The sequence below is a fragment of the Streptomyces sp. NPDC052687 genome, assembly GCF_040678395.1.
GTDB lineage: Bacteria > Actinomycetota > Actinomycetes > Streptomycetales > Streptomycetaceae > Streptomyces.
The window spans coordinates 156,275-170,766 of record NZ_JBFATR010000005.1 but is presented as its reverse complement, the minus strand read 5'-3'; the positions used below and the strand labels follow the sequence as shown (position 1 = coordinate 170,766).

Annotated in this window: 11 protein-coding genes; 2 read left to right on the top strand and 9 right to left on the bottom strand. The window is 70.5% G+C overall.

Annotated features, from left to right (window positions below; all coding sequences use genetic code 11):
* The first annotated feature begins 92 nt into the window (after positions 1-92).
* Positions 93-710: a GNAT family N-acetyltransferase gene (locus AB0K92_RS08310; protein ID WP_365920599.1), complete on the top strand. Its 618-nt coding sequence runs from the start codon at positions 93-95 to the stop codon at positions 708-710.
* A gap of 96 nt (positions 711-806) precedes the next feature.
* Here the strand turns inward: AB0K92_RS08310 and trxA are convergent, their stop codons facing one another.
* The 7 genes from trxA to AB0K92_RS08275 all read right to left on the bottom strand — a co-directional run bounded on the left by trxA (position 807) and on the right by AB0K92_RS08275 (position 10,751).
* Positions 807-1,139, bottom strand: coding sequence for a thioredoxin (trxA, locus tag AB0K92_RS08305; protein ID WP_166000436.1), 333 nt, complete (start codon positions 1,137-1,139; stop codon positions 807-809).
* A gap of 38 nt (positions 1,140-1,177) precedes the next feature.
* Positions 1,178-2,149, bottom strand: coding sequence for a thioredoxin-disulfide reductase (trxB, locus tag AB0K92_RS08300; protein WP_365920596.1), 972 nt, complete (start codon positions 2,147-2,149; stop codon positions 1,178-1,180).
* A 174-nt stretch (positions 2,150-2,323) separates the two neighbouring features.
* Positions 2,324-3,352 carry a hypothetical protein gene (locus AB0K92_RS08295; RefSeq protein WP_365920594.1) on the bottom strand — a complete coding sequence of 343 codons (1,029 nt, stop codon included), beginning with the start codon at positions 3,350-3,352 and terminating at the stop codon, positions 2,324-2,326.
* Positions 3,349-4,068, bottom strand: coding sequence for an RNA polymerase sigma factor SigM (gene sigM / locus AB0K92_RS08290; protein ID WP_365920592.1), 720 nt, complete (start codon positions 4,066-4,068; stop codon positions 3,349-3,351). The genes AB0K92_RS08295 and sigM overlap by 4 nt, the downstream gene beginning before the upstream one ends.
* 18 nt (positions 4,069-4,086) lie before the next feature.
* On the bottom strand, positions 4,087-5,793 hold the full coding sequence (locus AB0K92_RS08285) for a protein kinase family protein (RefSeq protein ID WP_365920590.1): 1,707 nt from the start codon (positions 5,791-5,793) through the stop codon (positions 4,087-4,089).
* 138 nt (positions 5,794-5,931) lie between these two features.
* Complete coding sequence (murJ, locus tag AB0K92_RS08280) at positions 5,932-8,241, bottom strand: murein biosynthesis integral membrane protein MurJ (protein ID WP_365920588.1); 2,310 nt, start codon at positions 8,239-8,241, stop codon at positions 5,932-5,934.
* Positions 8,242-8,285: 44 nt separating this feature from the next.
* The gene (locus AB0K92_RS08275) at positions 8,286-10,751 is read right to left on the bottom strand and encodes a DUF6049 family protein (RefSeq protein WP_365920586.1); all 2,466 of its coding nucleotides are present in this window, start codon (positions 10,749-10,751) and stop codon (positions 8,286-8,288) included.
* Positions 10,752-11,008: 257 nt separating this feature from the next.
* Between AB0K92_RS08275 and AB0K92_RS08270 the strand changes: the two genes are divergently transcribed.
* Positions 11,009-12,451 (top strand): CCA tRNA nucleotidyltransferase, encoded by a 1,443-nt coding sequence (locus AB0K92_RS08270; RefSeq protein WP_365920584.1) that lies wholly within the window; start codon positions 11,009-11,011, stop codon positions 12,449-12,451.
* A gap of 120 nt (positions 12,452-12,571) precedes the next feature.
* Here AB0K92_RS08270 and AB0K92_RS08265 read toward each other — a convergent pair whose 3' ends face one another.
* Positions 12,572-13,045, bottom strand: coding sequence for a hypothetical protein (locus AB0K92_RS08265; protein ID WP_365920582.1), 474 nt, complete (start codon positions 13,043-13,045; stop codon positions 12,572-12,574).
* Positions 13,046-13,181: 136 nt separating this feature from the next.
* A complete protein-coding gene (locus AB0K92_RS08260; RefSeq protein ID WP_365920580.1) occupies positions 13,182-14,444 on the bottom strand; it encodes an MFS transporter in 1,263 nt (420 codons plus the stop codon).
* Positions 14,445-14,492 lie beyond the last annotated feature (48 nt).

Below are 14,492 nucleotides of genomic sequence, written 5' to 3'. Positions count from 1 at the left end.
CGCACTTTGCTTTTTGCCGGTATCGATGGAATCGCTTCGTGGATACCATGCGTGTGGGTAGGGAGCGGACAAGGAAGCGAGGAACAGCCTTCATGGGGCGTCGGCTCGTACCGCTCACACTGGACAACCTCCAAGATCTTCCACAGCGCTGCCGTTCCTGTGTCTTCTGGGAGCTGGACCCGGTCAGCGGCGAGACGGCGGTGAAGACGGGTACCGCCGCGTTGGAGAAGGAATCCTGGATCTCCGCCGTGCTGCTGGACTGGGGCTCCTGCGGACGGGTCGTCTACGTCGACGACGTACCGGCGGGATTCGTGCTCTACGCGCCCCCGGCCTACGTGCCCCGCTCGGCGGCGTTCCCCACGAGCCCGGTGTCGCCTGACGCGGTTCAGCTGATCACCGCGTTCATCCTGCCGGGCTTCCAGGGGCAGGGCCTGGGCCGGGTGATGGTGCAGACGGTGGCCAAGGACTTGCTGCGTCGCGGTTTCAAGGCGATCGAGGCGTTCGGTGACGCCCGCTGGAAGGAACCCGCCTGTCTCCTGCCTGCCGACCACCTCCTGGCCGTGGGCTTCAAGACCGTCCGGCAGCATCCCGCGCATCCGCGACTGCGACTGGAACTGAGAACGACGCTCTCTTGGAAGGAAGACGTAGAGATGGCCCTGGACCGGCTGCTCGGCGCGGTGCAGAAGGAGCCGGCGCTGCGACCGCTCTAGCGATTGCCTGTCCCGGCTTTCTCACACGAATGGGCCGGCCCTCACGGGCCGGCCCATTCGTGTTTCACGTGAAACGTCGATCGTTTCCCGTGGACGTCACTCGGCGATGAAGTCCTCGAGGTCGCGGATGATCGCGGCCTTCGGCTTGGCGCCGACGATGGTCTTCGCGACCTCGCCGCCCTGGTAGACGTTCAGGGTGGGGATCGACATGACGCCGTACTTGGCGGCCGTACCCGGGTTCTCGTCGATGTTCAGCTTGACGACCTCGATCTTGTCGCCGTACTCGGCGGCGATCGCCTCCAGGGACGGCGCGATCTGGCGGCACGGACCGCACCAGGCGGCCCAGAAGTCCACCAGGACGGGCTTGTCGCTCTTGAGGACGTCCTGCTCGAAGGTGTCGTCGGTCACGTTCTTGAGGGTGCCGGCCACGGCGGGCTCCTTAACTGATGATGCGTGGGGCGGATGGGTCAGACAGTGGTCTTCTCGGGCTCGGCCTTCTGCTCGTTGTCCGCGAGGGCAGCGAGGAAGCGCTCGGCGTCGAGAGCGGCGGAGCAGCCGGTACCGGCTGCGGTGATCGCCTGACGGTAGGTGTGGTCCACCACGTCACCGGCGCCGAAGACACCGGTCACGTTGGTCCGGGTGGAGGGCGCGTCCACCTTCAGGTAGCCCTCCTCGTCCAGGTCGAGCTGGCCCTTGAAGAGCTCGGTGCGCGGGTCGTGGCCGATCGCGATGAAGAGACCGGTGACCGGCAGGTCGGAGAACTCGCCGGTCTTGAGGTTGCGCAGCTTCAGACCGGACAGCTTCTGATCACCCTGGATCTCCGCGACCTCGCTGTCCCAGACGAACTTGATCTTCGGGTCGGCGAAGGCGCGCTCCTGCATCGCCTTGGAGGCGCGCAGGGTGTCCCGGCGGTGGACGACCGTCACGGACTTGGCGAAGCGCGAGAGGAAGGTGGCCTCCTCCATCGCGGTGTCACCGCCACCGATCACGGCGATGTCGTGGTCCCTGAAGAAGAAGCCGTCGCAGGTGGCACACCAGGAGACACCGCGGCCGGACAGGGCGTCCTCGTTGGGCAGGCCGAGCTTGCGGTGCTGGGAGCCGGTGGCGACGATGACGGCCTTCGCCCGGTGGACGGTGCCGGCGGTGTCCGTGACGGTCTTGATCTCACCGGTCAGGTCGACGGAGACGATGTCGTCCGGGACGAGCTCGGCACCGAAGCGCTCGGCCTGAGCGCGCATGTTCTCCATGAGCTCGGGACCCATGATGCCGTCGCGGAAGCCCGGGAAGTTCTCCACGTCGGTGGTGTTCATCAGGGCACCACCCGCGGTGACGGCGCCCTCGAACACCAGCGGCTTCAGCGACGCGCGCGCGGTGTACAGCGCCGCGGTGTAGCCGGCGGGCCCGGAGCCGATGATGATCACGTTACGGACGTCGCTCACGGCTTGTTTCCTCGTCTCTGGACGGCGTCGTTTGACCGGTGGAGCTCCTTTCAGAACTCTCACCCCACCCAACGGATCCTAAGGGGCGCGCATTCCCGCTGTGGCCGGGCACACGGGCGGGTGACCGCTATACGAGACGCGGTCCCGAGGACGAGCAACGCACGAGGCGGTGCCTCAGCGTGCGTAGGACTTCTTCAGCAGCACCTTCGCCGCGCCCGCCGTGGGCTCCTTCACACACGTCGACTCGACGATGTAGGCGGTCACCCGTGCGGGGTCGGAGCCGTCGGCGAGGACGACGAGCAGCGCGTCCGTCCCCTTGTAGACGCCTTCCTCGGTGGCGAGGGCTTCGCCACGCTGTCCGATGCCCTGCTGGACGCAGTCGGGGACGTCGGCGGTGGGCTGCTGGAAGACGCGGGGCTGACCGGAGCCGGGGGTGGTCTCGATGCGCCGGTCCGGGCTTCGTGTGCCCTTCCGGGTGCCGTCCTGCTCGGCCAGGAGATCCGCGACCTGTGTCTCGAGTCGTCCCTCGGCGAAGGTGTCCGCGGCGGTGGTCTGGCGCTCGTGGGCCGAGGTGCCCGGCTCGGTGCCGCTCAGAGACGTCCACAGGACGGAACCGAGCCCCAGCGCGGCAGCCGAGAGGGCGGCGCCCAGGACGGCCGCCCGGCGGCGGCCACCGAGCCTGCGGGTCCCGTGGTCTCTGCGGTCGCCACGGTTCTTGCGGCCCGGACCGGTGGAGGACACATGGGCGCGTCCGGCAGGGCGGTCCGTCGCGGTCGATGTTTCACGTGAAACACGGGCGCCGTCGTCGCTGCGGGTGCCGGACGCGGCAGTGGTGTCGGGCGCGGCAGCGGTGTCTGGGCCGCTGTTCCTGTCGGACGCGTCGGACATGAGGCTGCCGGCGCCCACCGGCTTGCCGGTGCCGTCCTCCGTCGCCGGCTCGGGCGCCGAGGCGTTCAGCAGGGCCTCAGCGGCGAGGGCGGCGTCGATCCGGCCCGCGACATCGGCGGGCATCCGCGGAGGGCCCGGCAGGGTGCCCAGCAGGCCCCGGATCTCCTCCAGCGAGGCGTGGACGTCGGCGCACAGCTCGCACGCGTCCAGATGCCGTCGTATGTCCGTGGTGCGAGAGGGAGGAAGCAGGCCCTCGGTGAAGTCGGAGATCTCGGTGACGTCCGGGTGCCCGGCCGTGTCCGTCGAGGAAGTCACGCTCGCCCACCTCCGCCCTTCACAGCAGCTGAATCGCTCGACCCGGTGTCTCGCGGGCTTCCGTCGCGCGGGCCCGCTGCCGGTGGGACGGATGTCCCCTGAGTCCGGTTCCGCTCCCCACCCGGTGGTGTGCCGGCAGCGGTGTTCTCCGGCCGCAGATGGGTGAGCAGGGGCAGCAGTTTCGCTCTGCCGCGGGCGCAGCGGCTCTTGACCGTCCCGGTCGGTACGTCCAGCACGCGGGCGGCCTCGGCGACCGGGTAGCCCTGCATGTCGACCAGGACGAGCGCGGCGCGCTGGTCGGGCGGGAGCGTGCCGAGCGCCTCCAGGAGTTGCCGGTGCAGATCGTTGCGTTCGGCGGGCGCCGAGGCCGACTCGTGCGGCTCCAGCAGCTGTTCCAGGCGCTCGGTGTCGTCGACGGGTGCCGTCTTGCGGGAGGCGGCCTTGCGGGCGCGGTCCAGGCAGGCGTTCACCGTGATCCTGTGCAGCCAGGTCGTGACGGCCGACTTGCCCTGGAAGGTGTGGGCGGCACGAAAGGCTGAGACGAGAGCGTCCTGCACCGCGTCGGCCGCCTCCTCGCGATCACCGAGGGTGCGCAGGGCGACGGCCCACAGCCGGTCCCGGTGACGCCGCACCAGCTCCCCGAAGGCCTGGGGGTCGCCGGCGACGTGGCGCGCCAGAAGGACCTCGTCAGGTGCATCGTGATGGTCGCTCCGCACGCCCCCGCCCCCGCCCTTTCAGCTGGTCACCTTGATGTCGACGACCCTGCCGCGGTACTGGCCGCTGTCCGCCTGGAGCGGCAGTTCGGTCAGCCACACCAGCAGGTAGCGGGCCTTGAGTTCCTTGCCGGGCTTCAGCTGCACCGTGGTGCCCGCGCCGCCCGCGACCCTGGCGTAGGCGTCGAAGCTCTGCGGCTCCGCGTCCCCCTCGGCGGCCCGCAGCTCGACCGAGGTGCTGCCCACGAAGGTGACCGAGACGTTCCCGACCTCCTGGACCTTGCCGAGGTCGAGGATGACGCCGACGCCGCTCTTGAGATTGCCGAACTTGGCGCCCAGGTAGTAGTCCGTCTGCCAGTACGTGCCGGGAGTGCCGTCGTAGACCTTGCTTATGTCGCCGGGCTTCTCGGATCCGTCCTTGCCGAACGGGTCGAAGTCGCGGGCCTGCTGGATGGCGATCGGCTGCGGCTTCTTCGGCTTCTCGGTGTTCTTGTCCTCGCTGTCGGTCGTCTGCGTCTGGTTCGGGTCGTCGGCCTTGCCGCCCTGGTCCATCAGGGCGTCCGCGAGCTGCCAGCTGCCCAGCCCGAGGGCGGCGATCAACAGGGCGGAGACGGCCCACTTGAGGGCCTTGCCGGTGCGGCTCTGCAACGGGGGCGGCGGGGTGGTTACCGGCTGGGTGACGCCGGGATGCGGTGCGGTGCGGCCGTACGTGCCCTGCTGGTAGGTGGTGCGCTGGTACTCCGGCGGGGCGGTGAACGCCGGCTCCGGCGGGCGGATGCGGGGCATCTCCCCGATCGCCTTGACCAGTTCCTCCGGCGTGGTGCAGGGGGACTCGTGACGGGAGGCGGTGGCGCCGTCGTTGGCGAGCGCACGCATGGCGAGCTCCGACAGGCCGCGGTGGACACCGGCGCGTACCTGGTCAGGAGCGATCAGGCCGACGTCCTTGGGCAGCCCGGACAGGCCGTAGGCGTCGTTCTCGTAGGGCCAGCGCTGGGTGAGCGCGGCGTACAGCAGGGCGCCGATGGCTTCCGTGTCGGCTTGCTGCGGGGTGTCGGAGCTGATGCCGCGCAGCGCGGCGTTGACGGCGAGGCCGCGGATCCGCCACTGGCCGGTGGAGGTGCGCAGCACGGCGTTGGGGTTGAGGCGCAGATGGGCCAGGCCCTCGCGGTGTGCGGCGGCCATGGCGGAGGCGAGCTGGCTGACCATCTGGTAGGCGTCGTGCGGCTCCAGCGGCCCGGCGGAGAGCAGCGTGGTCAGCTCGGTGGCGTCGGGCAGCCATTCGTGGACCACGTACACGAGGTCGTTCTCCTCGACGGCGTCGAGGACCTGGACGAACCGGGGGTCGCCCAGCAGCGCGGAGGAGCGGGCCGCGGCCAGCACGGCGCGGGCACGGGTGTGGTCCGCGGGCAGCACATGGACGCCGACGGCACGGCGCAGTTTCTCGTCGACCGCGCGCCAACTGCTGAAACCGTCCAGACGGGTGACGCACTCCTCGAGCCGGTAGCGTCTGGCGAGCTTGTGGCCGCTGTGCAGCTCGGGCGGCGAGGCCTTCTTCACGGGACCTTCGATCCCGTCACTCCCCTGTGCCTCGTTCCGTTCCGTGTCCCGCTCCCGCTTCTGGGCCACCCCGTCGGCCGTGGACTGGTCCGCCTGATCCGCCTTGGCGGTCAGCGGCTCCTCGCCGCTGTTGTCTGCCACGTCGACGGCAGCCGTGCTCCGTTCCGCCACCGTCGTTCCTGCCTCCCCATCCATTGCGCGCCGTACGACCCCGTGCGCGCCGTCCGACGCCGAAACCAATTGTGCCCACAGTCCGCCGCTATGCACGACACACGGTGGCGGTCGAAGGTTGTGCCCCTGCCCCCCGTCTCAGCGGCCGAGGCGGCCGCGCACCATGCCGACCAGCGAGTTCAGCTCCTCGATGCGCATCCTCCGGGCGGCCACGAAGAAGGTGCCCAGCAGTGCCGCCCCACCGGCCAGCAGCGCGGCGAAGGAGCCGAGGGCGCCCTGGCCGAGGGCCTGGGTGATGCCGTAGCAGGCCGCCCCGCTCAGCAGGGCCGCCGGCACCGAGGCGATGCTCAGCCGGGCGTACGTCCGCAGCACGCGCGAGCCGTCGAGGTCGCCGCCCAGCCGCTTGCGCAGCCTGCGCCAGGCGACACCGACACCGGTGACGTAGGCCAGGCCGTACGAGGCGGCCATGCCGACCACGGCCCAGCGGGCGGGCAGCAGCAGGTAACAGAGCACGGACGCGCCCGCGTTTACCGCGGCGACGATGACCGTGTTGTAGAAGGGGGTCCGGGTGTCCTCGTAGGCGTAGAAGGCGCGCAGCACGACGTACTGCACGGAGTACGGGATCAGGCCGAGGCCGAAGGCCATCAGCATGTAGCCCATGTTCGTGGCCTCGTCGGTGCCGGAGGAGCCGAACATCAGGGTGCACATGGGGATGCCGAGGGCGAGGAAGCCGAAGGCGATCGGCACGATCGCCACGGCCGTCGTCCGCAGGCCCTGGGAGATGTCGTCGCGGACGGCGCCCGCGTCCTCCTCGGCTGCGGAGCGCGAGAGCCGTGGCAGCAGGGCCGCCATCAGGGAGACCGTGATGATGGCCTGCGGCAGACCCCAGATGAGCTGCGCGTTGGCGTAGGCGGCGAAGCCGGTGCCGTCGACGGGCGAGTCCTTGCCCGCCGCGGTGGACAGCTGGGACACGACGATGGCGCCCGCCTGGTTGGCGAGGACGAACAGGACGGTCCACTTGGCCAGGGTCACGGCCTTGCCCAGACCGTGTCCCTTCCAGTCGAACCGCAGTCGGAGCCGGAACCCCGTCTCGCGCAGGTACGGGATCATGGCCAGCGCCTGGACGACCAGGCCGAGCAGGACGCCGAGGCCGAGGAGCCGCTGGCCCTCCGGCGGGATGTTCGTGACGGTCATGCCTGAGTGCTCGGCGGTGCCGTACACCCAGAGGAACATGCCGAGCGTCACGATGATGACGATGTTGTTGAGGACCGGCGTCCACATCATCGCGCCGAAGCGGCCACGGGCGTTGAGGATCTGGCCCATCACCACGTGGATGCCCATGAAGAAGATCGAGGGCAGGAAGTAGCTGACGAACGTGACGCCGACCTCGTTGGCCGCGGGATCGCTGGCGACCGCGTCGGACAGCAGCCGGATCAGCAGCGGCGCGGCGAAGACGGAGAGCACGGTGAGGGCGCCCAGGGCGACCATGACCAGGGTCAGCAGCCGGTTGGCGTAGGCCTCGCCGCCGTCCTCGTCCTCCTTCATCGCCCGGACCAGCTGCGGGACGAAGACGGAGTTGAGGCCGCCGCCCACGGTCAGGATGTAGATCATGGTCGGCAGCTGGTAGGCGACCTGGAAGGTGTCGCCGAGCAGGCCGACGCCCAGCGCCGAGACGATCATCGCGGAGCGGATGAACCCGGTCAGGCGCGAGACCATCGTGCCCGCCGCCATCACGGCGCTCGACTTCAGCAGACCGGCCGCGCGGCCGCCCTTCTTCGGGGCGGCGGCCGCAGCCGCGGGCGCCGGAGCCGGGTCCTGGGGCTCCTGCTGTTCGGGTACGGGGTACTGGCCCTCCTGCGCCTGGTACTGCCCGGGCGAGGGGTACTGCGGCGCCGGTCCCTGTCCGTGTCCCTGCTCGTGTCCGGTGCCCGGTGCGGCGGCCGGTCCGGGCACGCCCGGGTGGTCCGTCGCCGGGCGCGCGGTGCCCTGCTGCTGGTCGCGGAAGAGGTGGGCGAAGGCGTCGTGCTCGTGGCGCTGCCCGCCGGCCTCGGTGACCAGGTCGTCGACGCCGACGTACTGGGTGGTGCGGGGGTCGTCGCCGTACGGCAGGTACTGGGTGGCGCCGTCCGGCTCGGGTGCCGGGGTCTGCGCCCACACGTTCGGGTCGGGGGCGTACGGCGACTGCGGAGGCTGGGCGTACAGCTGCTGCGGCGGCGGGTACGTGCCCGGGGGCGGCGGGGGGTGCGCGGCGCGGTCGTACAGCGCCTCGGCGACCGGGTCCTGGGCGGTGAGGTCCTGCGCCCGGTACGGGTCCTGCTCGTAGGCGTCCTGGAGGTACATGTCCGCCGGGTGCTGCGGCGGCACCTGGCCGTGCTCGGGCGGTGGGCCCTCGGGGAAGCCCGAGCTGCCCACGGCCTGGCCGCGGTCACCGTCGTACGGCGCGTTCATGCTTACCCCACCTCATCGTCCCGGGCCCACCGGCCACGACATCCTCAACGGTCCACTCTCTCACCCGCGCCGGACGGGTCGGCGCTTTCCGCTGGGGTGTCCGGTGCCGGGTCACTCGGCTGCTCCGGGTCGCCTGCCCCGGGCCGGGTGCCCGACTCCTCCGTGTGACGGTCCTCGGGGTCTTCCGGGTTCTCGGGCGTGCCCGCGGAGTGCCGCGCGTCCGCCGTGCCGCCCGTCACCGCGTCCGCCGATGCGTCAGCCGACGTGTCCTTCGTCGCCCCCGCCGCCGCGTCCGCCGGGTCCTGACCGTCCTCCTCGGCCTGCCGGGCGGCCGCCCGCTTGCGCTGGGTGTACATCCGGAAGCCGGCGAGGACCAGCAGCAGCACGCCGCCGCCGATGACGAGCATCACGGTGGCCGTGATCTCGGTGACCTTCACGTCGAACTGGACGGCCTCGCCGTACGGCTGCCCGTCCTCGGTGAACAGCTGGGCGATCACCGTCACCCGGCCGTTGGCGTTGGCGGAGGTGTCGAACTTCACCGACTGGCTGTGCCCCCCGGAGACGGAGACGCGCTGCTCGGCGTAGGCCTTGCCGCCGATCTCCAGGCGCGTGGGGCTGGTAGAGGTGAGCCGCAGCACCAGGTTGTCGACGCCCTGCACCAGGTTGTTCTGCACGGTCACCGGGATGGTGGCGCTGCGGCCGGAGAGCTTGGTCTCCGACTTGTCGATCAGCTTGACCTGCTTGGCGAGGTCGTCGAGGTAGTCCTCGACGCCGTCGCGGTAGCTCTGCGCCTCGGCGGCACGGCCGTGCCACGACGTGGACATCTCCCGGTTTATGGCCCGCCCGAACGGCGTCGCCACGCGCAGCGGGAAGGAGAGGATCACCCGGAAGTCGTCGAGCTTGTCCTGTGTGGTCGCGATCTGCTCGAACGCCTCACGGGGCAGTTCCCGCTTGCGCAGCGCCGACGGGTACGCCGAGGCGGGCGGCACCTTCCTGGTGGCCCGGGCGTCCGGCTTGGCCTCGGCGGCGGCGCTCAGCTCCTGCGTCTCGGTCCAGGTGCCGCCCTGGAGAGCCGTGATGGCCTGTGCCATCGCCCGTGCCTGGCTCGCGCTCGGCATGCGCTGCGGGGCGACGACGATGCTGCGCTGCTTGTCCGTCTGCTGGTTCACGGCGAGGCTCTGCGCGAGGAACCGCTGCACGGCGAGTGTGCCCGCGGACGCCTTCGTCAGATCCGCCTCGAAGGCGGTGGACAGCCGGGCGTCCGCGACGACCGCGGTGGTGCCGCCGCCGATGGGGCGGGCCGCGGACGGCGTGTACGGCAGCGCGCCGCTCTCCTCGAGGCTGTCGCTGCGCGTGATGACCCGGTCGGCACCTGCGGAGGTGGCGACCTTGACGATCGACGGGTCGATCGCACCGTCGACGGGCCAGGCGAAGTCGGTGCTCGGCTGCACGTGGAGGATCGACTCGACGGTGGTGGCGGCGACATCCGTGGCCGCCTTGTACTGGCTCAGCGAGCCGGTGACGTCCGTGCCGTGGTGGGCGAGGGAGGCGAGATCCGGATCGGCGTAGGGCAGCGCAACGACCTCCTTGCCGGCCACCGCCTTCTGCAGCTCGGCGAGCCACTGGTTGGCGACCGCCTGCCGGTTGCCCGGGACGGTGTCGTCGCCGGCCCGCACCTCGTAGCTGCGCGTCATCGCGTCGACGGAGGCCAGCAGGTCCGGGTCGATCACCCAGGTGACGTCCAGGTCCTTGCCGAGCGCCACCATCTGCGCCAGCCGGCCGCCGGGGGAGATCTCAGCGGCGAGGTCCTCGTTGAGGAAGACCGGCGTTTGCTGCTCGTTGGAGCCGGTCTCGGCCGTCATGTGCGCCGTGGAGACCAGCGGCCACAGGAACGTCGTTCTGGTCCTCGGCTCCGCCTCGTCGGGCTGCCAGGGCAGGAAGGTCCGCTGGAAGCCCAGCACCTCGTCCCAGGGCCGCGAGGCGGTCTCGCCGGTCAGCGAGACACCGAACGAGTAGACGCCCTCGTCACCGAGGTCCAGCTCGTCGACCGGCACCGAGATGCTGAAGTGCTCGGAGACGCCCGGGGTGAGCTTGTCGAACTCCTGGGTGTAGTCCCCGCCGACTTCCCTGCCGTCGGATCCCGGAACGTAAGCGCCGTTCTTGGCGGCGGTGTCGATCCCCGAGCGGGTGGTCAGCTCCTCGCCCACCCGCAGGTCCACATGGGCGTCGGTAATCGTCTCCTTGCCCTTGTTGGTCACCGTGCCGGAGACGGTGAGCGTGTCACCGTCCGTGGGGGCGGCCGGGCTGAACGAGTCGAGGGCGACGGCCACCGTGCGTGAGCCGGAGGCGGCCTTCGCGGTGGTCCGGGCGGCGGCGTCCGCGGTCGGCGCGGCGGACAGCTGGCAGAAGCCGGCCAGCAGGGGTGCCCCCGCCAGCAGTGCTCCGGCGCGCAGCAGCCGCCGGCGGGCAGGTGAGGGACACGTCCCCTGGATGTCTGCCGCCTCGGCCACGCGCTCGCCCGTCCCTCGTCGTCGTCAGTGGTCGTCGGAATGTGCGTCCACGCATGGTAACGATGCGCGCTGAGGGGAAGTGCCGCGGACCGTGCCACAAGATCGGGGAACTGGGGCCGCCGCCCCTAATGTGTACGTATCGAGGGGAGCGCTGGAGTACGTCGCAAGGGCTTGCTTTGGGCGGGTATCGGCGGCCAGGTCCGGGCGGGAACAATCGGCGCGCCCGCGGTGCCCCAGGCCACGTACCCTCTTCTGTTGTGCCGAACGCCAAGGAAGAAACCACCAGCGCCGTGACCCAGGAGCAGGACCGTGCGGTGACCGAGCCGCTGCAGGTCGCCCCGGTCGCCGATGACCTCGCTCGCCGTTTCCAGGAGGCCGGGTTCTCTCTCGCCCTGGTCGGCGGCTCGGTCCGGGACGCGCTGCTCGGCCGGCTCGGCAACGACCTGGACTTCACGACCGACGCCCGCCCCGAGGACGTTTTGAAGATCGTGCGGCCCTGGGCGGACGCCGTCTGGGACGTCGGCATCGCCTTCGGCACGGTCGGGGCGCAGAAGGACGGTTACCAGATCGAGGTGACCACCTACCGGTCGGAGGCCTACGACCGGACGTCCCGCAAGCCGGAGGTCTCGTACGGAGACTCCATCGAGGAGGACCTCGTCCGGCGTGACTTCACCGTCAACGCGATGGCGGTGGCCCTGCCGGAGAAGACGTTCATCGACCCGCACGGCGGACTCGACGATCTCGCGGCGCGGGTGCTGCGCACCCCGGGGACGCCCGAGGAGTCCTTCTCGGATGATCCGCTGCGGATGATGCGGGCCGCGCGTTTCGCCGCGCAGCTCGACTTCGAGGTGGCTCCCGAGGTCGTCACGGCGATGACGGAGATGGCCGGGCGGATCGAGATCGTCTCGGCCGAGCGGGTGCGGGACGAGCTGAACAAGCTCATCCTCTCCGCACACCCGCGCAAGGGACTCACGCTGCTCGTGGACACCGGCCTGGCCGGGTATGTGCTGCCCGAGCTGCCGGCCCTGCGTCTGGAGAGCGACGAGCACCACCGGCACAAGGACGTCTACGAGCACACGCTGATCGTCCTGGAGCAGGCGATCGCGCTGGAGGAGAACGGTCCGGACCTGACGCTCCGGCTGGCGGCGCTGCTGCACGACATCGGCAAGCCGCGCACCCGCCGCTTCGAGAAGGACGGCCGCGTCTCGTTCCACCACCACGAGGTGGTCGGGGCGAAGATGACCAAGAAGCGCATGACCGCGCTGAAGTACTCCAACGAGTTGATCAAGGACGTCTCCCGGCTGGTGGAGCTGCACCTGCGCTTCCACGGCTACGGCACGGGAGAGTGGACCGACTCGGCGGTACGCCGCTACGTCCGGGACGCGGGCCATCTCCTGGAGCGGCTGCACAAGCTGACCCGCTCGGACTGCACGACGCGGAACAAGCGCAAGGCCGCCGCGCTGTCCAGGGCGTACGACGGTCTGGAGGAGCGCATCGCCCAGCTCCAGGAGCAGGAGGAGCTGGACGCGATCCGGCCCGACCTCGACGGCAACCAGATCATGGAGATCCTGGGCATCAAGCCGGGCCCCGAGGTCGGCCAGGCCTACAAGCACATGCTGGAGCTGCGCCTGGAGAACGGGCCGATGGGGCACGACGAGGCGGTCGCGGCGCTCAAGGAGTGGTGGGCCGAGCGAAGCTGAGGGTGTGAAAAGAGGTCGTGTTTCACGTGAAACACGACCTCCGCAGAGCACTCACCGGGACTCCCGGATGTGAAGAGGGGCGATGTTCCACGTGAAACATCGCCCCTCTCGCTGCCCGCCTTACTTCTTGTAATCCTTCAGGCAGAGCAGGAAGTCGCTGCCGTCACCGGACTCGGTGTACGAGTACTGGAAGTCCTTGGCCTCTTTGGAACACGCGGACTCGGCGGTGAGCGCGGAGTACGAGCCCTCGACCTTCGCCAGCACGACGAACTCGGCCTTGGCGTCCTTGCAGTCGACAACCTCAAGGTCCGGGTTGTTGTCGTCGGTGCTGCCGCGGTGCATGCAGTCACCGACGGCTGCGGTGTTGGCGTCGTCCCGGCTGGCTATGAAGCCGCCGATGGCCACGGAGGCGACCGCGATCACGATGACGATGTTCTTGATCGTCTTGAAGGTGAGCTTGCGGCGGGGCTGCTCCGGAACGGGGGCGTAGGGCGCGGCGCCCTGCTGCGGGAAGCCGGGCTGCTGGCCGTACGGGTTCTGCCCCTGGGGCTGGCCCTGCGCGAACGGGTTGCCCTGGGGCGGCGAAGTGGTCACTTGGGGATCCCCCTGGAAACTGGGTGCGTGACGCGGAAGAACGACGCGCATAAAGATCGAATAAGACCCACGTAAGGTATCGGCCACCACTGACATCGCCATACCAAGGAGCGGGTCTGTGGCCTTGATGTGACACTTAGCGGCGCTCAAAGCGGGCCATAGCCACCGCAACCGTCGCGTAGGTCAGAGCGACCAGGACCACCAGTGCCGTGGAGCGGCCGTCCGGGGGCAGCATCAGGGCGGCCACGCCGGCCGCTCCGACGAAGGCGACGTTGAACAGGACGTCGTAGACGGAGAAGGTCCGGCCGCGGAAGCCGTCCTCGACCGAGGACTGGACGACGGTGTCCGTCGCGATCTTCGCGCCCTGGGTGGTCAGCCCGAGCACGAAGGCCGCCACGAGGAGCGGGCCGGTGGCGAAGGGCAGTCCCAGGGCCGGCTCCAGGACGGCGGCCGCAGCCGCGCAGACGACGATCCAGCGGCCGGGGCCGAGCCGTCCGGCGGCCCAGGGCGTCAGCACGGCGGCGACGAAGAACCCGGCACCGGACACGCCGAGCGCCAGCCCCAGCAGGGCGAGTCCGTCGTCGGTGTCCGACGTCAGCGCGTACCGGCAGAGCATCAGCAGCATGACCGTGAGCGCGCCGTAGCAGAAGCGCATCAGCGTCATCGACGCCAGTGCCCAGGCGGCCTCCCGGCGGGCGGGGCCGGCGAGATGCCGCACGCCCGCCCGGAGGTCGCGCAGGGTGCCGGACAGAGCCGCCCCCAGGCGGGGACGGACCTGCTCGGGATCCGGCCCCAGCAGGTCACGGTGCATGCGGAGGGAGGCGGCGGCGCCGCACAGGTACAGCGCGGCGCCCAGCAGCACCACCGCCGCGTCGGAGTCGGACCCGGCCAGCCGTACGACGAAGGCGAGGCCGCCGCCCGCGGTCGCGGCCAGGGTACCGGCGGTCGGGGAGAGGGAGTTGGCCATCACCAGTCGCTCGGCGTCGACCACGCGCGGCAGCGCGGCGGACAGGCCGGAGAGCACGAAGCGGTTGACGGCGGTGACACAGAGGGCGGAGACGTAGAAGAGCCAGTCCGGGACGTGGCTGGTCATCAGCAGCGCGGTGCCCGTGGCCAGCAAGGCGCGCAGCACATTGCCGTAGAGGAAGACCTGGCGGCGGCGCCAGCGGTCGAGGAGCACGCCCGCGAACGGGCCCACCAGGGAGTACGGGAGCAGCAGCACCGCCATGGCGGAGGCGATCGCGGCGGGTGAGGCCTGTTTCTCCGGGGAGAAGACGACGTACGTGGCGAGGCCGACCTGGTAGACGCCGTCGGCGCCTTGGGAGAGCAGTCGTACGGCGAGCAGGCGCCGGAAGTTCCGGAAGCGGAGCAGGACGCGCAGATCACGTACGACGGCCATGGGGTCAGCCTCACATATGGGGAGGGTCCCCGGGCGCAGTGCCTCGGG